This window comes from Providencia sp., from assembly GCF_003533305.1.
Taxonomy (GTDB): domain Bacteria; phylum Pseudomonadota; class Gammaproteobacteria; order Enterobacterales; family Enterobacteriaceae; genus Providencia.
The window spans coordinates 1-23,150 of sequence record NZ_DOEH01000015.1 but is presented as its reverse complement, the minus strand read 5'-3'; the positions used below and the strand labels follow the sequence as shown (position 1 = coordinate 23,150).

Below are 23,150 nucleotides of genomic sequence, written 5' to 3'. Positions count from 1 at the left end.
GCGAGGCGTACAATAGCACTCAACTGTCAGAATATAGAATGAAAGGTTGCTGTGATTAATATCACATATTTTATTATATCAATAACTCGTCACAAGTGATAGCTTCGCCAAGGGAACTCGCATTTTTAGACCTAGTCATTGCCTTAGCTCAAATTTAACCTGTATCCTCTAACTTTTTGAAATAATACTGAATAATATGCCTCTTTCATCAGCTAGACCTTTTGTACTGCGCCCTTATCAACAAGAAGCCGTTGATGCGACTATTCAATACTTTCGCCAGCACACTCAACCTGCCGTCATTGTATTACCCACAGGTGCAGGTAAAAGTTTAGTTATTGCTGAACTTGCACGTCTTGCCCGTGGACGAGTACTTGTCCTTGCCCATGTAAAAGAGCTTGTTGAACAAAATCATGCGAAATATCTATCATATGGACTAGACGCTGACATTTTTGCCGCAGGACTTAATCGCAAAGAATCACAAAGTAAGGTTGTTTTTGGCAGTGTACAGTCAATCGCTCGTAATTTGAGTCACTTTGACGACCATTTTTCTTTGGTAATTATTGATGAGTGCCATCGTATTAGCTTAAATGATAAAAGCCAATATCAACAAATTATTCATAACTTACAAAAACATAATAATTCACTACGCATCTTAGGTCTAACCGCTACACCTTATCGTTTAGGTAGCGGATGGATTTATCGCTATCATTATCACGGTATGGTTCGCGGTGATGAGAAATGTTTTTTTCATGAATGCATCTATGAACTACCATTGCATTATATGATAAAAAATAAATTCCTTGTTGCTCCTGAACGATTGGACATGCCTGTTTTACAATATGATTTCAGTCAGGTTTCAATAAATCAGTCCGGTATTTTTAATGAACAAGAACTTAACCTGTCATTAAAAAAGCAGCAGCGCATTACCCCCAAAATCGTTGCTCAAATAGTCGAATACGCCCTCCCCCTTCAAGGCTGTATGATATTTGCAGCAACCGTTGAGCATGCTAAAGAAATACTCAGCTATCTACCCGAAAAAGCAGCAGCCCTAGTGACAGCAGAAACACCTGCAATTGAACGTCAATCAATCATAAAAAAATTCAAAAACAAACAACTACATTTTCTCGTCAACGTTTCTGTACTTACTACAGGTTTCGATGCCCCACATGTCGATGTCATTGCGATATTACGCCCCACCGAGTCAGTCAGCTTATATCAACAAATCGTGGGTCGCGGCTTGCGCCTTTGTGAAGGCAAAACAAAATGCTTAATCCTTGATTATGCAGGAAATCCACATGACTTATTTCGTCCTGAAGTCGGTAATACAAAACCGCACTCAAGTAGCGTCCCTGTGCAAGTATTCTGCCCTTTATGCCAATTTGCTAATACATTTTGGGGAAAATGTACATCAGATGGGCAAATTATTGAACACTATGGTCGTCGCTGCCAAGGTTGGGAAGAAAATGAGCAAGGCAAACAACAATGTGAATTTCGCTTTCGTTTTAAGCAATGTCCTCACTGTGGTGCTGAAAATGATATTGCCGCCCGTCGATGCATTAAATGCCAAGAAGTACTCTCTGACCCTGATGATATGCTAAAAGCCGCCTTGAAATTAAAGGATGCTTTAATATTGCGCTGCGGAGGAATGCAATTATCTACCGATTCAGATGCCAAAGGTGAATGGCTTAAAATCACCTATTATGATGAAGATGGCACCTCTGTATCCGAGCATTTTAGATTGACAACCCCCGCTCAGAAACGCGTATTTGAATATCGTTTCTTACGTAACCATCACCGAGCACCGGGTGTTCCTTTTGTATGGCATAATGCAAATGATATTATTTCACAGCAAGTATTATTACGTTACCCTCAATTTATTGTGGCACGTAAAAAAGATAATTTTTGGGAAATACGTGAGAAAATTTTTGATTATCAAGGTCGCTTTCGCTTAGCAGCCCAACTTTATTAAGTTTCTATCGGCACTTGAATCAATAACATCACATTACTTGCGCTTTTAAGTGCCATAAAAATCATCGCAATTGATTCTTTTTAGAAGAAAAAATCTTAATCATTGCCCAAAGCATGTTTTTTGGTTAAAATACTGCCGCCTCCATATATCTCATTATTTATAATGTTTGACCTCGGGGCCAAATATCGAACCTGCTGCTGGGTCGCCTGTAGCAGGATTTTATTTTTTCTTTTTAAAGAGAAATAGTAATGTTAACTATCAATGCAATTGAACGTAAAGAGCAGGGTAAGGGTGCGAGCCGCCGCCTGCGCAGAGCTAATCAGTTTCCCGCTATCGTTTACGGTGGCAATCAGGAACCTATCTCTGTGACTCTGAACCATGATGAAGTCATTAACCAAGAAAGCAAAGCAGAGTTCTATGAAGTTCTGACTCTGGTTATCGATGGTAAAGAGACTAAAGTAAAAGTTCAGGCTGTTCAACGTCACCCGTTTAAACCTAAAGTGACGCATATTGACTTCCTGCGCGCTTAATTAAAAGCCCACAGCCGAGCTTTGAAATTTTCGGGACGCCGAGTAAATAACGCCGCAATTGCGGCGTTATTTATTTCTAGGCTTAAATAACTTTAAGCCACAAATGACTACTTACCACTACGACGTTGCAGTTGGTCACGTAAATTAGGTGGCGTGCCTCTAATCGTTAACGTATCCGTTATCGGATCCCAAAAAATCCGCTCGCCCAATAGCATCGCATCAAAACTAATTGTTATCCCACCGCCACTTCCTGAAAATTTAGTGAGCTGTTTAAGCGTACCTCTATCAGCAGGAAAACTATCTTCTAATTGATAATCATTTTGCCGGGCAAAATCATCAAAGCTTTGCTCTTCAACCATTGGCAGTTCTTTTGCCAATACTTGAAGTTCAATTTCTTCGCCTGACTGCATCTGTTCAGTACAGTAACTATGAACTTGTTGGCGATATGCTTGACGTGTATTTTTATCCATTTGGGCATTGTCACAAAAATCATCTAATGCTTGAACAAGTCCTTTATTTTGAACTTTAGCATTTAACCCTTCTGATGCGGCAAGAAAATCCATAAAAAAATCAGAAACTTTACGCCCTACTCGACCTTTTAAAAAGGTTAAATAACGTTTTGATTCCGGATTAGTTTCCCACTCAGTTAAATCAATACGCGCAACAATATCTGCATGAGGTATATCTAAATAATGTGTAGTGCTTAAATCCAATGTATCCGTTACAAACGTACTGTCACAACTGTTAAGAACAGAAATCAACAGATACTCAACGGCAAGGTAGCGATACTGACAAAATAATACAATGCCACCTTCAGCAAAAGGGTATTTAGCTAACTCATCTTTTAGACGCACAGTCATAGCACGGCTAAAGCCTAAAAATTCTTCTTCACCTTTGCGCAGCAGCTTCAATGCATCAGCCAATTCACTTTCTTCATTAAACTCACCAAAAGCCTTACTTTTAGCGCTGTATACACGATGTAATTCAGCCATCATGTCTTGTACAACATCATTTGTTGTCAATAAAGAATCACGTAACATCACTTCTAGTGTTTGCTCATCTCGTTTAATCAACTGATGTAACGCTATCTGGGTAATTTCCAGACTCATTGTTGGCTCCTTGTTCTTACAAAAATATTGTTGCGCGTATTCAAACATTGATATTATCTGTCTGCAACCGAAACTATCAGTTGTCGTTTTTATAGCCTATTTATTGGCGCGAATGTGCGCTTCCTGAGTTTGAATAATCATTATTATCACTTAATCGAAAATTTGTTACGAAGAAAGAAGAAAAACATCCCACTATGGGCTATTATATGGAGCTTTCATTAATTTAGGATGTCACAATTTATGCCACAATCATCTCGCTATAGTGATGAAAAAGTTGAAGGTTTACTCTCTGACCTTGTTACCGTGTTAGAAAAAAACCATACCCCTGTTGATCTTTCACTTATGGTGTTAGGTAATATGGTTACGAATCTGCTCAATACTTCTGTTGCGCCTGCGCAACGTAAAATGATTGCAGAATCATTTGCAAATGCCTTACTTTCTTCTGTTAAAGAAGATAAATCACACTAATCGACTAATGAAATAAACAGAATGGTCAACCGTCAGCGCTACCGAGATAAAGTCTCCAACATGATTGGTTGGGGGCACTGGTTTGCACTCTTTAATATACTACTTAGCCTCGCGTTAAGTAGCAGCTATCTGTTTATTTTTGATTGGCCAGAAACCTTAACTGGCCGCATTTATGCATTCGTCAGTTGGTTAGGCCATTTTAGCTTTGTGGTATTTGCCGCTTATCTTCTTATCATTTTCCCACTGACCTTTATCGTGATGTCTCAGCGATTGCTGAGGCTAATTTGTGTCGCACTTGCCACCGCGGGTATTACCCTTTTAATTTTTGATATCCGCGTCTTTAGTCAATTTGGGCTGCACCTTACTCCCCAAGTTTGGGATTTGGTCATTAACCCAACTAAAGGTGAGATGGCGCGTGAATGGCAACTGATGTTTATTAGTATCCCAATCATTTTTCTAGTTGAAATGTTATTCGCAACTTGGAGCTGGCAAAAATTACGGAGTTTAAGCCGACAAACTTTTGGCAAACCGCTAGCTGGGATCTTTATCATTACGTTTATTATGACCCACCTAATGTACGCTTTAGCGGATGCTAATTTCTATCGCCCAATTACAATGCAGCGCTATAATTACCCGTTATCTCAGCCATTGACGGCGCGTAAATTACTCGATAAATATGGCTTATTAGACCTCACTGAACATCAAAATAGAGTGTTCCAACAAGGCAGCCCTACCGCATTAAAACTTCAGTACCCACTAAAGCCTTTGAGCTATCAAGACCAAGGCATAGGGTATAATTTATTACTCTTAGTCGTTGATGACCTTGGTGATAAATCACAACAAGATCAAATGACTGCGTTAAACGATTTTAAACAGATCAGCACTCAGTTTACTAATCACTATACAACTGGCCTACGCAATGACACCGCCCTATTTGGTTTGTTCTATGGTATTTCATCGACCTATTATGATAACATTCTAAATGAACGCCACCCATCGGTGTTGATTGAAGCATTACAGCACCAAGGCTACCAGTTCGGTTTATTCTCAACCGATGGCTTTAATTCACCTTTATTCCATCAAGCTATTTTGTCTGACTATTCATTACCTGCAACCAAAGCAGATAACGATAAGCAGACTATTTTACAATGGGATGCCTGGCTTAAAAATATTAAGAATGATACCCCATGGTTCTCATTCTTAAACATCAAAGGTGTGCCAGGTAGTTCGCAAACCAACGAGCAAATCAATAAAATTATTGACACATTAAAACACGAAGATCGTCTGAAAAATACGATTGTAGTTATCACTGCCAACTATAATAATAATGGTCAACAAGATAATGATTGGGTTGATAAAAATCGTTTTAATCGTGAAAAGATGCAAGTACCGCTATTTATTTATTGGCCGAATACGCCTACTCAGCAAATTAAAAAGTTAACAAGCCATCAAGATATTATGACCACACTCATGCAGCGTATGCTACATGTAAGCAACCAACCTGATGATTATAGCCAAGGTGAAGATTTATTCCGTAGTAATCGTGTACTACCATGGGTTATTACAGGTGATGATAATGATGTCGTTATCACAACAGATAAAGCGACTTTGTATATGGATGCTAATGGCCAGTTTAATATCTATAGCTTAAATGGTGAAATTGAAAAAAATGAAAAACCAGACCTTGCAGAACTGCTGAAAATTTTCACTGAACTTAAGCGCTTTAATGAAAATTAGCCTTTAGATTTAAAAAATATAAAAAACTTAAAAAATCCCTCATCTAATCCATTTTAAAGCTAACCTTAAAGGTTAGCTTTTTTACATATACCAGACTTTAACTTAAAGATATCAAAGGGCAATTTAAGGCATTCATATTTAACACATGACCTTAAATGTTAAAATAAATGACTGAATGTAAATTTAATGATGTAAAATATTTCTATAGCCTATTTTCAAAACTAAAAAAATAACCTATTATGAAATTGAGTTAACTAACTCGAAGATAATAGAACTTTTACTCATTACGGGAGGTTTGTATGTTTCTCGTATACACAATTATTGTTATCGCGTTTTTTATATCCCTTGATACTATGGAGTCACCCAATAGTGAACAAGTTAAAATTAGCGTTGACGATAAACAAATAGGCTATATGTATGTTATGTAACTATCTCTAAAAGCCCTTTCTGCTTATGCCTGAAAAGGGCTTTTACTTTTTGATTAACCCAAGCATTAAATTTTTAAAGTCTATCTAGTTTAATGGTTTACGAGCACTAACAATGAATATCATTGGCCGCTCTTTTTCCTCATCTAATAACGCATTTTCTGCAATTTGTATTATTGATGGTCCCCATTCATCCAAAGCTGTAATTTCAAATCCAGCATTAATTAACATATTAATCCACGTCGATAGCTTCCTATGTTGTTTTTTTACGCCATCTGCAAACCAATTACTGAATCGCTCGCCTTCTTTTTGATATTGATTTACAGGCCAAGCTTTATTGCCTTCACTATCTGTACACCAAGCTTGCACTAAAGGCGCTGTATAAATAGGATGTTCTGCAGAAAAAACTAACATCCCGCCAGGTTTCAGTGCCTGATAGAGTGATGAAAAAAGAGAAGGTATCTGCTCCACATAATGTAAAGCCAATGAACTATAAATTAAGTCTGTTTGTTCAGGTGGCAATACTAATGTTTCCAGATCGCCTTGGTAATAAACTATATGATCATCTTGAGTCATTTCAGCCGCTTTTTCTAACATTTTGTCTGAAATATCAAAACCTATCACGCTTTCGGCGTGTTGTTCTCGTGCCCAACGACAAAACCAACCATAACCGCAACCTAAATCAATAACGTGCTTTCCATCCACAGAGGGAAGCATTTCCTGTATCTTAATCCACTCAGGCGCACCATTTAAACCATTAACAGAGCGAGGTAGCGTGGCGTAACCTGCAAAAAACTGAGGATTGTCATAAATATTTTGAGTCATTATTTGCTCCATTTCTAAGATGGATAAATTATATTAAAATATCGATATATATCACAAGCTGAGTTAATCACAAATTCGACTAGAAACACTCACCTATCAACTCGAATCAATATATTCATCAATAAAGATTAAATCCGTAAACTAAACGGCTCTCATCATTATAAATATATTTTCGCTATTAACTTATAATTACTAACGCTAAGAAATCTAACGAATACAATATATTTAACTTTTAATAATTAAAATTTTCTACCTATTGCTATAGCATAAGCGTAATCAATGATCTTAAACTCTATCTCCCATGTAATACCCAGCCATAAATTCAATTTTTATAACTATATTCTCACCCAAGATGCTAGTAGTGTTATAACAAAAGACGAAGTTTTCATGTAAGATGACTGTAGGTTTTAGGATTAATTGCGACTTATGAAAGGTATATGACATGTTACGTTACGCCACTCGTATCACCCATATTATCCAACATGCTTTTCATTCACGGCCACGGTTTGTGGTTTCATTACTGGTTGCAATCGTGACATTTCTAGCACTTTTTCGTTATCAAAATACAATAATAAATTTAATTATCAGTTGGAATGCATTTGCATGGGTTTATTTACTATTTTTATTTCAACGAATTATCAAACGGAATGTAAAAGATATTAGAAAGCTGACTAAAATAGAAGATGAAAGTGCAAAAATGGTTATCTTCTTTCTAATATCAGGCTGTTGTGTAAGCTTACTAGCCTTATTTTTTGGTTTAGGCGGACATAGTGACCTGACTAAAACTGAGAAAATCTTTCCTTATCTCTTAACCGCATCTACCTTAATTTCTTCATGGTTATTGTTGCCGACAGGCTTTACCATGCATTATGCTCATTTATATTACAATAATCCTGAACAAGATAAGCCTTGGTTATTATTTCCCGATAAAATAACAGAGCCGAGTTATTCTGACTTCATGTATTTTTCTTTCACTATCGCGGTTGCATCACAAACAGCTGATATTGAAGTTGCATCAACAGCAATGCGTCGAGCAGTATTACTACAATCTATTATTTCATTTATTTTTAATATGGCTATATTAGGCCTATGTATTAATATTTCAGCTAGTTTATTTTAATTAAAGCAAAGAGCCACATAGCATCGATATCATGCTTATGTGGCTCTTTCATCTAACTATTAACTATGTACGCTTTTAAAACGACCATAAACTAAAATGAATTATTTTTTATCTTTATTTTCAATCGCGATCATTACCGGTTTTTCTTCTTCAGGTACTTCATATTCAATACTTACAGTCAAAAGCCCACTTGATAGACTAGCTTTTTCGATTTTAACATTCTTACCTAGGTCAAACTGCAAAGTAAATTGACCTTGAGTTATCCCACGATGGATCCATTTTTCGTTTTCGTCTTTCGTTTTTTCTTCTTTTCTTCCTTCAACAAATAAACGACCTTCTTTTAATGAAACAGCTAAATCACTTTCTTGATATCCTGGGACACTGACAATTAATTCATAATGATTGTCATCCACCTGCTTCAAATTATAAGTCTGAATAGGAGATGAAATAGGTTTACTTCCTGTTAACTGACTAAACAAACGTTCAATTTGATCAACACGATTTGACAACACATTATCTGAAATTACTGGAAATAATGAAAAAGGTTTAATATGAGCCATAACTCCTCCTTCAGTATTAATTGAATAGTAGGTTAAATATTAATGAGTTATACAGATAAATACTTTATACCAATAGCTTCGTTATACAGATAAGGCTTTATTACTATTTTTCAACCCTCAATAATTATTTTTTATAAAAAATTGTCAGAATAAATTATCTACACCTAGCAAATGAAATTACTAATGTCCTACTCAGGACAGTCATAAATATAATGATCGTATTTAAAATTTCAAGGGGAAATTAACTCGAAAATTTTTACTCTTTATATTCAGTATTCTCGAAATATTTCACGTTATAGTTAAATAATAAGTAAAAAAAAACCTCACCGAAGTGAGGTCTTTAAATTCTGATCTATAGTTAGAAAACTATTAGATAGCTACAACGTTAGCTGCAGCTGGGCCTTTTGCGCCATTCTCGATTGAGAATGAAACTGATTGGCCTTCAGCTAAAGATTTGAAGCTTTCGCTTTGGATTGCTGAGAAGTGAACGAACACATCTTTGCTGCCATCTTTAGGAGTGATAAAACCAAAACCTTTATCATCGTTAAACCATTTTACTGTACCAGTCATTGTATTAGACATAGGATTTCCTTTAAATTTTAATTGATTGCCATAGGCATATTTGGTTTGAGTTCGATTTATTACTTATGGTACTAATTAGAAGGAATTCGCACTTGATAGGTATCATGGATAACTAAATGGTGAACTTCTTTAAACTCGACTATCATAAATAGGTCTGTACTTCCAAACCGATGACGCTATTTACTCATATTACTCATCTTCTGGCAACCCTATTTTCAGTTTAATTTGTATTTTCCATTAAAAACCTCAAAATAATGCATATTATGCCTAAAAAAACATCGGCTTGGTTATTAGTCCACCAGCAAAATATCTAAACTTCGTAATAAAGCCAAAGCTTCGAGTTGTGAAAACTTTGCTTTTGAGAGTTTGTTTTGGCGAATATCAATGTTAAACGAGTACGAATCAGTAAAATCAACAGACTCTAGGTTTGTCTGCATAAATAAGCTATTTGATAAATCAGACCCTGTTATGACGGATTTATTTAGCTCCGTATTTCTAAAATCAACATCATGTAAACGGCAATCCTCAAAAGTGGACTCGTGGAGTTTTAATGCAAAAAAGCTCCCACCACTTAAAATACAATCTTTAAAATTGAGCTGAGAATAAAAATCAAAGCGTGGCCAATAAGCTTTAGTCCAATCAATACCAACCAGTTTACAACCTAAAAATTCAATATTAGACAAACGAGTATTTGCAAGCGCGACCAGACTCAGATTACATCTATCAAATAAGCAATCAATAAACTTACAGCTAGTGAAACTTGCTGATGAAAAATCACATTGAATAAATTCACACTTTTCAAATACGGTTTCAACTAAGCGACTTTCACCCATTTCAAGTTTTTTAAAACTTTCTTCAAAATACTCTTTACTTTCAATTAAATCGGGCATTTTTATCTATCTCACTTTGAGTTTTAATTAGCTATTAACACGACTGTCACTCTTTAGTTTTTCAATTTATACTACTTTATAGTGATAACTAAATATTTATAACTGACTACTCATATAATGATGAATCAAAATTCAAACAAAGGATATAGTCCTATTTTTAGACTTGCGAATCAAAACGATATCCTAGCTTTATGCCGTATTGATAGTGTCAATTCAAGTGAACGCTATCAAGAAATTATACAATGGGTGACTCAAGATAACGCTTACCTGATCGAAATAAGTGACACCATTGTCGCTTATGGCATTTTTCATTCCCACTTTTTTGGTCAGAATTTTATTGAACTATTAATGGTAGACCAACAATATCGCCGCCAAGGTTTGGCGTTAACATTGATTGAAAATTTCAAGCAATTACGTAAAACACCAAAACTATTTACGTCTACTAATCAATCAAACGTCGCCACCCAAAAATTACTTACTCAAACGGGATTTATTACCAGTGGAGTCATTGAAAATCTCGATAAAAATGACCCTGAACTTATCTACTGCTATAATCCCTAAAATAAATTTGCTGATAAATCAACCTCATAAAAATTAAAGCAATGAAGGGCTCATTACCACAGTTTTTAATTTTTCACTAAATAGATGATAGCTTTCTCGATCGATTTCAGTTGGAAATGTTAACACTTCAAGTTTATGGGGTTCATTTTCAGGATAATAGCTTGGATGAGTATGTTGATAGCTATTTTGCTTAAAGCCACAATGCTGGTAAAACGATAGTCTTTTTTGACTCACCTCATCAATAACTGGATCAATCTCTAAAATTACATTATTTACTTCAGTACAAAACTGTTTTAGCACTACTTGACCGTAACCCTGCCCCCGCAATGTTGGCGATATTGCTAAATGCTCAACATAAAAATAATCATTTATTTTCCAACTGCCAATAAATCCAACAAAAATCTCATTATCAGTGAAATAATAGAGATGATAATCATCATGCCCTAAGATGCTTACTCTTCCTTGATAGCTTCTTTGCTCATAACGTGGAAATGCACTGTCATAAAGCTTATTAACATCGTTAATTTTTCCAAAATCATCTCGAGTTATGCGTTTTACTATTAGCATTAGATTTTAAATCTCATCATTATTTGAATAAAAACAGACTCCTTAGCATACTTATTTTCAGCCTATAGGCAATGAGTTATATTTCATCTTAGCCCTCATAAAAAAAGCTAATTCATTGTTTTTATTAATATATAAGACTTATGTTTTTTGCATTTTGTTTTATTCTGTTAGCAATAACAAAAATATTTTCTTTCTGATATTGACTTTATTCTTCATCCATTTAAATATACTGTATATTAATACAGTCTTAAGCGAGGCTACTATGTTACGCATTGAAGTATTATTTGATAAAAATTCAAAACAAAAACCAGATAACAATGTTCTACATGCACTTGAATCTGAGATTTTACGCAAACTACAAACACAGTATCCTGATATGGTCACTCGAGTTGGTTTAAGTACGCAACAGAGTATTAATATCTCAGGAACTAAGATTGCGGAAGACAAAATTAGAATAGAAGAAATACTTGAAGAAATTTGGATGGACGATGGCTGGTTACCTGAAGAATCTGTAGAGTGATAAAAATTAAAGGAATGGCTGATAGGCTATTTTACTGAAAAATAGTGTACAGCATTCCTTTTCTCTATTATTTTTCTTTCATTTATCATTGTTCGAAAATAAAAATTACAAACTAAAACGTGTATCTAATTCCCGCTAAACCAACAAAACCTGAACGTTGCTCAGTAAGCGTACTTTTACTGGCATCCCCCACTAAATAGTAAGCCCCTATACCTGAATATAAAGAAAGGTTTTTATCTACTTTATAGTTTAAAATTGCTGAACCATGCACATCTTTAAAGCTACTTCCCGCATCATATTCTGCAAACTTTGATTTACTCGCTTGTTGTTTAGAAACACCAAAATAGGCTTGATTGTGGGCTTTATTTCCCCAAACTGTAGCTAGATTATATTCTATGTTCCAATCTTGATTAATCTCATATTGCGTATTTGCGCCTAATTCAACAGTAACAGCTCTACCTATCTGACGCCCACCATATTTGCGATCTTTAGTGGCAATATCTGTCATTATGTATAATTGATAATCACTCAATGTATAATAGAGATCAAATCCAACAAGAACAGAACCGTCTAATTTCCCCATACCTTTTAAGTCTTTATTTTTATGACCTAAAACGCCTATATCTTCATCACGACCATCATCATAGCCAACAGAGGTCGCAAATGTAAAATTATCAGTGAGCCCAACAGCCCATGCAGCACCATCTACGCTTAAACTAAAAACACCGTAATTATCAGTTGCATATGCATAACTCGCTTCAAGACTTGGCTCAACTTGATACTTTTTAGAGCCTTCATAAACAGGGGCAATATTCATACCCGTGCCAATAATAAATATATTTTCATTAGCCACAGTATAGCTACACGGCAATGCACAAAGGCACAAAGCACTAATGTGAATACGCGTTTCATTTCGCTCATGTTAAAGTTTACGCTCTTTTTATTAATAAATTTTTTGCCTAATAAAAACTTTAATTTTCTTTATTGGACTGAATGTGTTTTTTCTATCTAAAGATATGTGAACATTTGGAATGCATTTATCTATTCCAATGCAAGTTCTAACTTCACTTACCTTCACATTATAAAAATTGGTGTGGTGAGTTTTACTAAAATTTTTTCCTATAAACATCAGAGCAATAAAAATAACAATTGCGTATATAGGCACTTCTATGAAAGTGTATTTCATCGCCAATGCTCTTATTTTTAGAGATATACGAGGATAGTAATCTGATTAATTTTTTGTACCTTAATAAATGGTTAACCCAATATTAAGAAATACTTAAAATTACTTCAAAATAAGTCATTGCCTTATTGTCGAGTATTGGTTGACTGCTTATACTGCGAAGCAGAGGTGATAAAATGAATATCCTATTAGTCGAAGACGATCTCCAATTAGGGAAAGCGTTGTGTCGAGGACTTGAATTAGCCGGTTTTAATCCATGTTGGGTTCGTTTGCTTACAGATGCAAAACTTCAATTAAAAAACCGTAATTTTGATTTAATGTTATTAGACTTGGGCTTACCTGATGGCGATGGTCATGATGAATTAGTGGCTTGGCGGCATGCAGGTGAAGCGATCCCTATCATTATTTTAACTGCACGTAATCAAATGGACAACCTTGTCTCAAGCCTCGATTCTGGTGCAGATGATTTTCTCACTAAGCCTTTTGCCATGCCTGAGCTTATTTCAAGAGTCAAAGCTGTCAGTCGTCGCATCGCCGGTTTTTCCTCTGAAATATGGCAACTAGATAACCTACAGTTAAATCCTATTAATCATCAGGTCACACTAAATGAACAGCTTTTATTATTATCAGGTAAAGAATATTTACTACTTTTTGAGTTAATTAAAAATGCAGATAATGTTGTCCGTAAAGCTGATTTAGAGCAACGCCTGTTTGGTCTAGATGATAAAATAGAGAGCAATTCTCTTGAAGTACACATTCATAATTTACGCCGCAAAATTGGTAAAGACAGAATAATTACTATACGTGGCATAGGTTACTTATTAAAAAAAGATGCGCAGCCTAGTGAAAATTAAATCTCTTTTTATTTACACCTTTGGTTTACAAATTTGCTCTGTCCTTTTTCTATGGATATTACTCCTTATTTGGCTTCAGTATTCCTACTGGCCGTCCATATATAATGAATTCAATAAACAACAACAAGTAATCACTCAAGGTTTTGCTAGAACCCTTGGGGTCGTTTCAGATAACCCAAAATATTTCAATGAAGTAGCAGATTCCCTGCAAAAAATGTATACCGATGCAATAGAAAGTGAAGAAGGTATTAGTTATCGCCCCTTCGTTGTTGTTAGAGATAAACTAGGAAATGTTTTATATCGAAATAGTGAAAAATTAAAGGTTCCTTCGCTAAAAACTATAGAAGAATTAACAGACTTACATAAAGATTGGCATTTTACCTCAGCGTGGAATGAAGCAAATACATTTGAGGTTTTAATTGCAGAGTCACAAGCTGAACGTACCACACTATTAGGTAGTCCTGCTGGGGGAACGGCGATCCCACTAGCCCTGGTTTTAGGCGGAATGCTTATCGCGATACTGTTCGCAGCTTACTTTAGCTCGCAACCATTGCGACAATCTGCAAGAATAATTTCGACTCGCCAACCTGGTAACTTAACGCCTATTGAAATCAAAGAACAATATAAAGAAATACGCCCAATTATCGAAGCCATTAATAATTTAATGGCTAGAGTGAATGCAACTAATCAACGAGAAAAACGCTTTATGGCTGATGCGGCTCATGAATTACGCACCCCGATTGCGGCAGTGATTGCTCAATTGCACTTACTCATACAAATTAATAATCCCAAAGAAAAAGAAGAAATCATTGATGATATGCAACAAACGCTTAATCGAGCTGCATCGTTATCACATCAGCTCATAGATTTAGCACGCTTAGAGGCAGAGGACTTTCCCTTACACACGGAACAAATTGACCTTCCGATGCTAATCAGCCATATCATTTCTTCTCATATCCCTCATGCCATCAATAAAAATATTGATGTTGAGTTACAAAGCCCTGATTCTTTTTATATTGTTTCAGATAAACTCGCACTAACTAATATCTTCACTAATTTACTCGAAAATGCCATTAAATATAATCATGAGAATGCAAAAATAAAAATAACACTAAAAGATCTTTCACCCTTTGGTGCGATTATTAGTGTTCAAGATAATGGCCGCGGTATTCCTCTCGATAATCGTCAGCATATTTTTTCTCGTTTCTATCGTGTTCCCGGTACGACAGAAATAGGTAGCGGATTAGGTTTATCAATCGCACAAAACTTAGCGGGTAAAATTGGGGCTGTTATTCGAGTATCTGATGGAATAGAAAATAAAGGTATTGGTTTTATTATTGACTTACCTTAAATGTGATTATGTTATTCACTTAACAGTGCTACTGGATATTTTAAGTATAATAGGTGCTTCTACTTAAAATATTTATGCATTGAAAGAGGTACTAATGTCACAAGCGTTAATAATCATTGATCTGATTGAAGAGATTATTGGAAAAAACGGCTTATCTAATTCCAGTTATCAACAAGTACTAGCACGTAATATTGTTGAAAAAACCAACCAAGCCGCCAATTTTGCACGAAGTCATAATATCCCTGTTATCTGGGTAAAAGTTGGCTTTGCTGATGATTATCAAGATATTCCAACAGGTTCACCTATGTTTCAGCGTGCAAAACAAATTGGAGCACTAAAACTCAGTGGAAATGGCTGTAACTGGGTGCATGATCTTGAAGTTCACTTTCGTGATCCTGTTATGATTAAAAAAGGTGTCTCTGCTTTTACGGGCAATAAATTAAATAAATGGCTTATTGATAATCAAATTTCCCATTTATATTTAGCAGGTGTAAGTTCATTAATGGCAATTCAAAGTAGCGCAAGACAAGCCCATGATTTAGGTTACTATGTTAGCGTACTCGATGACTTATGTGCTGCTGCAACGCTTGAGCTTCATGAACAAAGCATGCAAGCGTTGCAAGGAATGGCGACTATTTCATCACTTAAAGAATTTATGCAAATTAAATAAGTTAAATAACCAATAAACTTATTTATTGGTTATTTCTGACTCTTAGCCTTTTGCAAATAGATTTCTCGTAGCCGGACTGCAATATTTCCCGGCTTACCATCACTAATATTTTGCCCATTAATTTTAATAACAGGCCATATAAGTGTTGTTGCAGATGTAATGAAAACTTCTTTTGCATTTAATGCATCTTCAAGCCGAAAGGCTTTCTCAATAACTTCTAACCCTTTTTCTTGCGCTAACGTAAGAATAGCTCGACGCGTGATCCCTGGTAATATTTTGTTATTTAGCTCGCGGGTTTGTAATTTATCGTCCTGAGTAACAATAAAGCAGTTACTTGAACTTCCTTCGTTTATATAACCATCTTTTGTGAATAAAGCATCATCAGCACCATGCTTATGTGCATATTCTTTCGCCATTGATGCGGCAAGTAACGCGACAGTTTTAATATCACACCGCTGCCAACGAATATCGTCAAAAGTCACAACCTCAATACCAAACTTAGCTTTCGGATGATCAACAATGCTAGATTCTTGGCTAAATAAGACTAATGTCGGTTTTACATCTTTATCTGGATATAAAAAATTCCGCGTCATAGCATTACCACGGGTTAGCTGCAAATAAATCAATCCTTCATGAAGGTTATTTTTTTCAATTAATTGATGATGAATTTGCTTTAATTCAGCTTCACCATAAGGTAATGTCAGCTCTAGTTCATGACATGAACGTTGTAACCGAGCAATATGATGTTCAAAATCAATAAGCTGCCCATTGATAACGGCAGTTACCTCATACACACCATCTGCAAATAAAAAACCACGATCAAAAATAGAGACTGTTGCTTGATTTTCAGGTAAAAACTCACCATTAACATAGGCAATCATAGATTTACGTTCCATTTTGTGGATTAAATTTCATTCAAGGCCAACATTCATACACGACTAACACTATAACAATACAACTAATAACGAAACAATTCACTGCACCACTTCTAATTTATATACCTATTTTTCACCTTAAAGATGCTCAATAAGCTTTATTATATAAGTGCTATAAAGCACACTAAAAATAAGTTTAATCATTCAAATATTTTTGAATATTAACTTGACTTTAACAAGCTAGTAGCTAAAATGTACTTACGTGATCAAGATCACACTTTAATGATTGGAGCCGACATGAACAGCATCAAAGAATTTATCAGCAGCGTACAAGAAGTTGTTGAATCACTTTCAAAACGTTTTATGTAATTTGTAGAATTTCCTAGTCAATTGACCTTTGATTTACCTCATCATTAGCGTTAGTTTGCAAAATATTTTGCATAGCGGCCTTAGTCTATAAGGCCGCTTTTTTATTATAATATTTCATCGTGTTGACTTCCCAATTTACGCTATTTTCTCTCTCGATACTGTTACGTATTTCTTTTTTTATCGCCCTGCTCAATACCATCTACCTCAATAAATGTTATAGACATGTATTTAAAAATATAAAGTTTGTCGATTTACATATTATGCTTTGTATTATCACTATTGCCTGTTTACATTTATTATGCATTTTAGATTAACATCTTAATATTTATCACTATTTAAGCAGTACTGACGGCGTTTTTTATCGTTCCATTAATGAAATTTGGTTTTGTTTATGTTAGGGTTTAATCTCAATAAAAGATTTAATCATGTTCCAAAGAAGGAGAACACATGCAGCAGCAACTGCTAGACTGGGTACGCCAGTTTAATCAAGACTACGCCAACCTTGCCTCACTCATAATGGTTCTTGGGTTAATCCTAATTGTCGCCCTAATACTGCACCTGTTTTTACATAAAATACTTCTCCCTCGTATTGAAAAAAATGGCCAAAAACAAGGGATAGGCTGGCAGCATCAATTAACTCAACATAATCTTTTCAATCGTATTGCTTTTGTTATTCAAGGTATTGTGGTGAATATCCAAGCAACACTTTGGTTACACTCAGATTCTACTGCACAAATTATTCTTAAAGTTGGCTCTCAAGCTTGGTGCTTGTTATTTGGGTTGCTCACTATTTATTCCATTCTAGATATTATATTAGGCATGTTGCAACGTGCTGCAAAAACAGCTCACCTGCCATTACGTGGAATTTTTCAAAGCATAAAACTCATTGCTTCAATTCTTATCGCCATAATGATCATCGCATTGCTTATTGGTAAGTCGCCTTTAATTATATTAAGTGGCTTGGGCGCAATGACGGCAGTAATGATGTTAGTGTTTAAAGACCCAATTATGGGATTAGTAGCAGGAATTCAATTATCTGCCAATAACATGGTCAATATTGGCGACTGGCTTGAAATGCCCAAATATGGTGCTGATGGTGCAGTTGTTGATATCGGATTAACAACGGTTAAAGTCCGTAATTGGGATAATACCGTCACTACAATCCCAACTTATGCGCTTATTTCTGATTCTTTTAAAAATTGGAAAGGCATGACCGACTCGGGTGGTCGACGTATTAAACGCAGCATTCGCCTAGATGCTAATAGCATTCATTTTCTAGAGCCTGATGAAATAGCTAACCTTGAAAAAGCGAATTTACTTGAGCCTTATATAGATAAAAAAGTCACTGAAATTCAAGTATTCAATTCATCGCTACCCGAAGATAAAGCCATTCCACTCAATCAACGACGTTTGACGAATATCGGTACATTTCGTGCCTATATAGAAGCCTATCTTAAATCACACCCCAATATTCATAAAAGTATGACAATTATGGTCAGACAACTTGAATCTGACTCGAATGGAATACCAATAGAAATATATGCTTTTACCAATACAACAGTATGGGTGGACTACGAGAGAATACAATCTGATATTTTTGACCATATATTCTCAATTCTACCGCAATTCAATTTGTTAGTTCACCAATCACCTACCGGAAATGACGTTAGAATGATAGGTAAAGCACAGTAAAATAGTTAACACTTAGTGATTAGTAAGTATATCTTATTTATCTACAACTTAAGTAGTAAATAAAAGAGGGGTAAATCCCTCTTTTTTTCTGCCTTCTCTACCACTCATTATATAAAAAAGAATATAACGATAGTTAATTAAAATAGTATTATTCTATTCTTTAGGCACAATAACTCATTAAAAATCAAATAAATAAAAACCAATGCCTTTGAATTATTCTGCCTATTGTTGATGTAAATCATGTTACTTAGAACAGACTTTTTTAAACATACAAAAGAAGAAAGTTATAACGTTATTTACATATAGGCAATGTCGATGCATAAAATTAAAAAAAATACTCAATTTGGAGCACTGAGCAGGAGGGAGTTTATACAGACCTCTGCAACTATCGCGGGCGCAACCGCAGTTGCCAGCTCAATAGCTCTACCATTTTCCGCACAAGCCAAAACACCAGCAATAATGCCCGATGAAGCCAGCGAAAAGATCAGTTACAGCGCATGCTTAGTTAACTGCGGTAGCCGTTGTCCTCTAAAAGTTCACGTCAAGGATGGCGTCATTAGTCGTATATCCAATGAAACTATGTTTGATGACTCAACACTCGGTGAACATCAAATTCGTCCTTGCTTGCGTGGTCGGTCTGTTCGTTGGAAAACTTACAATCCAGATCGCTTAAAATACCCAATGGTGCGTGTTGGTAAACGTGGTGAAGGTAAATTTAAAAAAATTAGCTGGGATGAAGCCACTACCATCATTGCTGAAAAACTCAAATATACGATAGATAAATACGGTAGCGATTCAATTTATTATCAATATGGTTCAGGCTCTACTGGTGCAAATTTACATGGTCGTGCAGCCTGTAAACGCCTTTTAAGCCTAACAGGTGGATTTCTTGGCGACTATGGGACTTATTCCTATGCTCAACTAATGGAAATCACCCCTTATGTTTATGGTGGTATTGAAGAGTCTTATTTATCTGAAATCCAAAATTCTGATCTTGTGGTGATGTTTGGTCATAACCTTGCCGAAACACGTATGTCCGGTGGCGGCCAGTTTTATGAAACACTTAACGCATTAGACAAAAGCAAAGCCAAAGTCATTATTATTGACCCTCGTCGTACCGACAGCGTCACCACACTCGGTGCTGAGTGGATCCCTATCTATCCAGGAACTGATGCTGCATTAGTAGCAGCGCTTGGCTATGTCATGATCCAAGAAGGCCTAACCGATGAGCAGTTTTTACAAAGCCATTGTGTCGGCTGGGATGAGTCAACATTACCTGAATCAGCGCCACGCAATGCTTCTTATAAAGATTATATTCTCGGCAATGGTCCTGATGGCATCGTAAAAACGCCTGAATGGGCAAGTAAACTTACAGGTATTTCAGTTGCCCGCATTACGCAATTAGCACGTGAAATCGGTAACTCTAATCGTGCATGGATCTCACAAGGCTGGGGATTACAACGCACCGAAAATGGTGAACAAGCTTGCCGCTCAATCATGATGTTGCCAATTATGTCTGGCAATATTGGCCGTGCCGGAACTAACACAGGCTTATGGGGTAATAGCTTCGCTTATCCTGTCACTGGGTTTGGCCTGCCAAATCCAGTTAAAGCGTTGATCCCAACTTATATGTGGACTGATGCGATTACTCATGGCAAGCAATTAACCGCTGAAAATGGTGGTATTAAAGGCGTTGAAAAACTTGATAATGACATTAAATTCATGTGGTGCTATTCCAGTAACGTAATTGGCAATCAGCACGGCGACTTGAATAAAACACATGAAATTTTATCTGATGAATCTAAGTGTGAATTTATCCTTGTTTGGGATAACCATGACACCCCATCAGCAAAATATGCGGACTTGTTATTACCGGATGTCACGCCAGTCGAAACCAATGACTTAATCAACAACTCTTATGCAAGTGGTGCTTATCACTATTTAGTTCGCCTACAAAATGCCATTGAGCCATTGTGGGAAAATCGACCTAACTATGATGTATTAGCTGAAGTTGCTGAAAAAATGGGCGTTAAAGATGAGTTCACCGAAGGCCGTACTTATGCCGATTGGATTGAATTTTGTTATAACAAAACACGTGAAAAAATGCCTCATTTACCTGAATTTAGTGAAACTAATGGTGCCGGTATTATTGACCGTCAATTTATTGATAGCTCAAAAAATATTGCGCTCAAAAACTTCCGTGATAATCCTGTCGATAATCCACTAAAAACCCCTTCGGGCAAAATTGAAATTTACTCAGAAAAACTGGCGGATAGAGTCAAAAACTGGGAGTTACCAGCTGGTCAACGTATCCCTGCAGTTCCTGAGTATTGCATCAATAAAGAAGGTGTTGAAGCGGCGGCAACGCAGCAAAAACATCCATTACTCATGACCGGTTTCCATGATAAAGGCCACGTACACTCAACCTACTATAATGTAGCCATGTTACGTGAAGCTATCCCGCACCAATTTTGGCTCAACCCAATTGATGCCCAAGAACGTGGACTAAATAATGGCGATATTGCTGAGATTTTCAATGATCGCGGCCGTATCAAAATTACTGTAAAAGTTACCGAGCGTGTATTACCAGGTGTTATCGCTGTTCCTCAGGGTGCATGGCGTACCCTCGATAGTGAAGGTTTAGATATTGGTGGCTGTATTAATACACTAACCTCACAAGTTCCTTCGCCACTCGCGAAAGGGACATCACAGCATACCAACCTTGTTGAAGTGAAACGCGCTTAAGGAGTTAATTTATGAAACAGTATGGCTTTTATTTTGACTCCACTAAATGCACTGGCTGTAAAACCTGTCAAGTCAGTTGTAAGGATGAAAAAGATTTAGATTTAGGTCCAAAATTCCGTCGTGTATATGAGTTCGGCGGCGGAAGTTGGCAAAAACAAGATGGCATTTGGCAACAAAATGTTTTTAGCTACTATTTGTCCATTTCTTGTAACCATTGTTCTAACCCAACGTGTGTTGAAGGCTGCCCGACAGGCGCAATGCACAAGCGAGCGGAAGATGGCTTAGTCGTTGTTGACCAGTCAATCTGTGTCGGTTGTCGTTACTGTGAGCTACGTTGCCCATATGGCGCGCCTCAGTATGATGAAAAGAAAAAGCTCATGAGCAAATGCGATGGCTGTTATGAACGTGTCGCTAAAGGAATGAAACCCGTCTGTGTTGAATCTTGCCCGCAGCGCGCTTTAGACTTTGATGATATTACGGTTCTACGCGAGTTACATGGTACTGAGTGTGGTATTGCACCTATGCCAGACCCAAGCCTGACCAACCCTAACATCGTCATCAAGCCACACAAAGACGCCAAACCATCTGGTGATAAAAGTGGCGAACTAAAAAACCCTGCGGAGGTGTAAAATGCATGAATTACCACTCGTTTTTTTCACTGTCTTAGGACAATCCGCAGTAGGCCTATTTCTGCTCGCTTATTTAAGTCGAAAAATGGGCTCGATTGATGACAAGCAGCTAAAAACAGCCAATATTGTCGCTTTTATTATCATGGTGATAGGACTTGGTATTGGTGGCCTGCACGTTGGACAACCACTACGCTTCTTCAATATGTTATTAGGTGTCGGTCGTTCACCAATGAGTAACGAAGCATTCCTCAGTGGTGTATTTGTCGGTTGCGCTGCTGCAACATTATTTTTTACGCATTTTTATAAACAAACTGTATTGCGCGAATTAGCTAATATTGCAGCTGTAATTACAGGTCTTGCCTTTGTTTGGTCAATACCCCAAGTTTACAATATTGCGTCTATCGCTAACTGGAACACGGGTTACACGACACTGCAAATGTGGATGACCATGTTAGTCGGTGGTGGAGCGCTGGCTATTGTTATTGGCGCTCGTGGCTTAGGACTTGCTTCTTTCCTCATCGGTACATTGGCTATTTTTGCCAGCCGAGCCGGATACCAAGCATTTTTAACTGATACGGGCCCGACTCTTAGCAGTGAACAAACTGGCTTTTGGGGATTCCAAGTTGTTGTGTTAGTTATTGCCCTCGCGGCTTTTGTAGGCATGGCATTAAAACAACGTACCTCAAAAACCATTTTAGCCACCAGCGCTGCTGCGGTTCTGTTAGCTGAACTTGCTGGCCGAATTGCATTTTATAACCTCTGGCAGATCACTATGTAAGGCATTGTTCTTACTGTGATATGATAGTTCATCAAAGAGCCCAAATAGTGGGTTCTTTGTTTAAAACTAATACGCCAAAATATGTAATTCGAATAACTGAATGCAACCAATAACGCTGTAAATAGTTCGAGTTACAGCTAG

The 23,150-nt window shown here is 36.5% G+C and carries 23 protein-coding genes; 15 read left to right on the top strand and 8 right to left on the bottom strand.

What is annotated here, in order from left to right; translation table 11 throughout:
* Positions 1-196: 196 nt before the first annotated feature.
* Positions 197-1,969 (top strand): DEAD/DEAH box helicase, encoded by a 1,773-nt coding sequence (locus DD649_RS07505; protein ID WP_294105296.1) that lies wholly within the window; start codon positions 197-199, stop codon positions 1,967-1,969.
* A 248-nt stretch (positions 1,970-2,217) separates the two neighbouring features.
* Positions 2,218-2,499, top strand: a complete 282-nt coding sequence (rplY, locus tag DD649_RS07500) for a 50S ribosomal protein L25 (RefSeq protein WP_294105294.1) — start codon at positions 2,218-2,220, stop codon at positions 2,497-2,499.
* Between the two features lie 107 nt (positions 2,500-2,606).
* On the opposite strand, the gene yejK is transcribed toward rplY, so the two are convergent.
* On the bottom strand, positions 2,607-3,608 hold the full coding sequence (yejK, locus tag DD649_RS07495; RefSeq protein WP_294105292.1) for a nucleoid-associated protein YejK: 1,002 nt from the start codon (positions 3,606-3,608) through the stop codon (positions 2,607-2,609).
* A 240-nt stretch (positions 3,609-3,848) separates the two neighbouring features.
* On the opposite strand from yejK, the gene DD649_RS07490 reads away from it, so the two are divergent.
* The 3 genes from DD649_RS07490 to DD649_RS07480 all read left to right on the top strand — a co-directional run bounded on the left by DD649_RS07490 (position 3,849) and on the right by DD649_RS07480 (position 6,241).
* Complete coding sequence (locus tag DD649_RS07490) at positions 3,849-4,076, top strand: YejL family protein (RefSeq protein WP_294105288.1); 228 nt, start codon at positions 3,849-3,851, stop codon at positions 4,074-4,076.
* 21 nt (positions 4,077-4,097) lie between these two features.
* Positions 4,098-5,813, top strand: a complete 1,716-nt coding sequence (gene yejM / locus DD649_RS07485; RefSeq protein WP_294105284.1) for an LPS biosynthesis-modulating metalloenzyme YejM — start codon at positions 4,098-4,100, stop codon at positions 5,811-5,813.
* Positions 5,814-6,112: 299 nt separating this feature from the next.
* Complete coding sequence (locus DD649_RS07480; RefSeq protein WP_294105282.1) at positions 6,113-6,241, top strand: hypothetical protein; 129 nt, start codon at positions 6,113-6,115, stop codon at positions 6,239-6,241.
* Between the two features lie 84 nt (positions 6,242-6,325).
* Here DD649_RS07480 and DD649_RS07475 read toward each other — a convergent pair whose 3' ends face one another.
* Complete coding sequence (locus DD649_RS07475) at positions 6,326-7,063, bottom strand: class I SAM-dependent methyltransferase (protein WP_294105280.1); 738 nt, start codon at positions 7,061-7,063, stop codon at positions 6,326-6,328.
* Between the two features lie 442 nt (positions 7,064-7,505).
* Here DD649_RS07475 and DD649_RS07470 point away from each other — a divergent pair, with 442 nt between their 5' ends.
* The gene (locus DD649_RS07470; RefSeq protein WP_294105276.1) at positions 7,506-8,183 is read left to right on the top strand and encodes a DUF1345 domain-containing protein; all 678 of its coding nucleotides are present in this window, start codon (positions 7,506-7,508) and stop codon (positions 8,181-8,183) included.
* A gap of 101 nt (positions 8,184-8,284) precedes the next feature.
* On the opposite strand, the gene DD649_RS07465 is transcribed toward DD649_RS07470, so the two are convergent.
* From DD649_RS07465 to DD649_RS07455, 3 genes are all read right to left on the bottom strand, one after another.
* Positions 8,285-8,743 (bottom strand): Hsp20 family protein, encoded by a 459-nt coding sequence (locus tag DD649_RS07465; RefSeq protein ID WP_294105273.1) that lies wholly within the window; start codon positions 8,741-8,743, stop codon positions 8,285-8,287.
* Between the two features lie 369 nt (positions 8,744-9,112).
* Entirely contained in the window at positions 9,113-9,325 is a 213-nt protein-coding gene (locus DD649_RS07460) for a cold-shock protein (protein ID WP_294105272.1), read from the bottom strand.
* Between the two features lie 290 nt (positions 9,326-9,615).
* On the bottom strand, positions 9,616-10,215 hold the full coding sequence (locus DD649_RS07455; RefSeq protein ID WP_294105268.1) for a pentapeptide repeat-containing protein: 600 nt from the start codon (positions 10,213-10,215) through the stop codon (positions 9,616-9,618).
* A 117-nt stretch (positions 10,216-10,332) separates the two neighbouring features.
* Here DD649_RS07455 and DD649_RS07450 point away from each other — a divergent pair, with 117 nt between their 5' ends.
* On the top strand, positions 10,333-10,776 hold the full coding sequence (locus DD649_RS07450; RefSeq protein WP_294105265.1) for a GNAT family N-acetyltransferase: 444 nt from the start codon (positions 10,333-10,335) through the stop codon (positions 10,774-10,776).
* A gap of 33 nt (positions 10,777-10,809) precedes the next feature.
* Here the strand turns inward: DD649_RS07450 and DD649_RS07445 are convergent, their stop codons facing one another.
* The gene (locus DD649_RS07445; RefSeq protein ID WP_294105263.1) at positions 10,810-11,343 is read right to left on the bottom strand and encodes a GNAT family N-acetyltransferase; all 534 of its coding nucleotides are present in this window, start codon (positions 11,341-11,343) and stop codon (positions 10,810-10,812) included.
* A gap of 262 nt (positions 11,344-11,605) precedes the next feature.
* On the opposite strand from DD649_RS07445, the gene DD649_RS07440 reads away from it, so the two are divergent.
* The gene (locus DD649_RS07440) at positions 11,606-11,863 is read left to right on the top strand and encodes a DinI-like family protein (RefSeq protein ID WP_336429776.1); all 258 of its coding nucleotides are present in this window, start codon (positions 11,606-11,608) and stop codon (positions 11,861-11,863) included.
* A gap of 112 nt (positions 11,864-11,975) precedes the next feature.
* Here the strand turns inward: DD649_RS07440 and DD649_RS07435 are convergent, their stop codons facing one another.
* Complete coding sequence (locus DD649_RS07435; RefSeq protein WP_294105255.1) at positions 11,976-12,716, bottom strand: MipA/OmpV family protein; 741 nt, start codon at positions 12,714-12,716, stop codon at positions 11,976-11,978.
* 506 nt (positions 12,717-13,222) lie between these two features.
* Here DD649_RS07435 and DD649_RS07430 point away from each other — a divergent pair.
* The 3 genes from DD649_RS07430 (at position 13,223) to DD649_RS07420 (ending at position 15,921) form a co-directional block, all read left to right on the top strand.
* Entirely contained in the window at positions 13,223-13,900 is a 678-nt protein-coding gene (locus DD649_RS07430; RefSeq protein ID WP_294105253.1) for a response regulator, read from the top strand.
* Positions 13,890-15,251: a HAMP domain-containing sensor histidine kinase gene (locus DD649_RS07425; RefSeq protein WP_294105250.1), complete on the top strand. Its 1,362-nt coding sequence runs from the start codon at positions 13,890-13,892 to the stop codon at positions 15,249-15,251. The genes DD649_RS07430 and DD649_RS07425 overlap by 11 nt, the downstream gene beginning before the upstream one ends.
* Before the next feature lie 94 nt (positions 15,252-15,345).
* Entirely contained in the window at positions 15,346-15,921 is a 576-nt protein-coding gene (locus DD649_RS07420; RefSeq protein WP_294105247.1) for a cysteine hydrolase, read from the top strand.
* Positions 15,922-15,950: 29 nt separating this feature from the next.
* Here the strand turns inward: DD649_RS07420 and DD649_RS07415 are convergent, their stop codons facing one another.
* Positions 15,951-16,817 (bottom strand): D-amino-acid transaminase, encoded by an 867-nt coding sequence (locus DD649_RS07415; RefSeq protein ID WP_294105245.1) that lies wholly within the window; start codon positions 16,815-16,817, stop codon positions 15,951-15,953.
* Positions 16,818-17,612: 795 nt separating this feature from the next.
* On the opposite strand from DD649_RS07415, the gene DD649_RS07410 reads away from it, so the two are divergent.
* The 4 genes from DD649_RS07410 to DD649_RS07395 all read left to right on the top strand — a co-directional run bounded on the left by DD649_RS07410 (position 17,613) and on the right by DD649_RS07395 (position 23,009).
* The gene (locus tag DD649_RS07410; RefSeq protein ID WP_294105243.1) at positions 17,613-18,857 is read left to right on the top strand and encodes a mechanosensitive ion channel domain-containing protein; all 1,245 of its coding nucleotides are present in this window, start codon (positions 17,613-17,615) and stop codon (positions 18,855-18,857) included.
* A gap of 315 nt (positions 18,858-19,172) precedes the next feature.
* Positions 19,173-21,602: a DMSO/selenate family reductase complex A subunit gene (locus tag DD649_RS07405; protein ID WP_294105240.1), complete on the top strand. Its 2,430-nt coding sequence runs from the start codon at positions 19,173-19,175 to the stop codon at positions 21,600-21,602.
* A gap of 11 nt (positions 21,603-21,613) precedes the next feature.
* Complete coding sequence (locus DD649_RS07400) at positions 21,614-22,231, top strand: DMSO/selenate family reductase complex B subunit (protein ID WP_294105237.1); 618 nt, start codon at positions 21,614-21,616, stop codon at positions 22,229-22,231.
* Position 22,232: 1 nt separating this feature from the next.
* Complete coding sequence (locus DD649_RS07395) at positions 22,233-23,009, top strand: DmsC/YnfH family molybdoenzyme membrane anchor subunit (protein WP_294105235.1); 777 nt, start codon at positions 22,233-22,235, stop codon at positions 23,007-23,009.
* Positions 23,010-23,150: the final 141 nt, after the last annotated feature.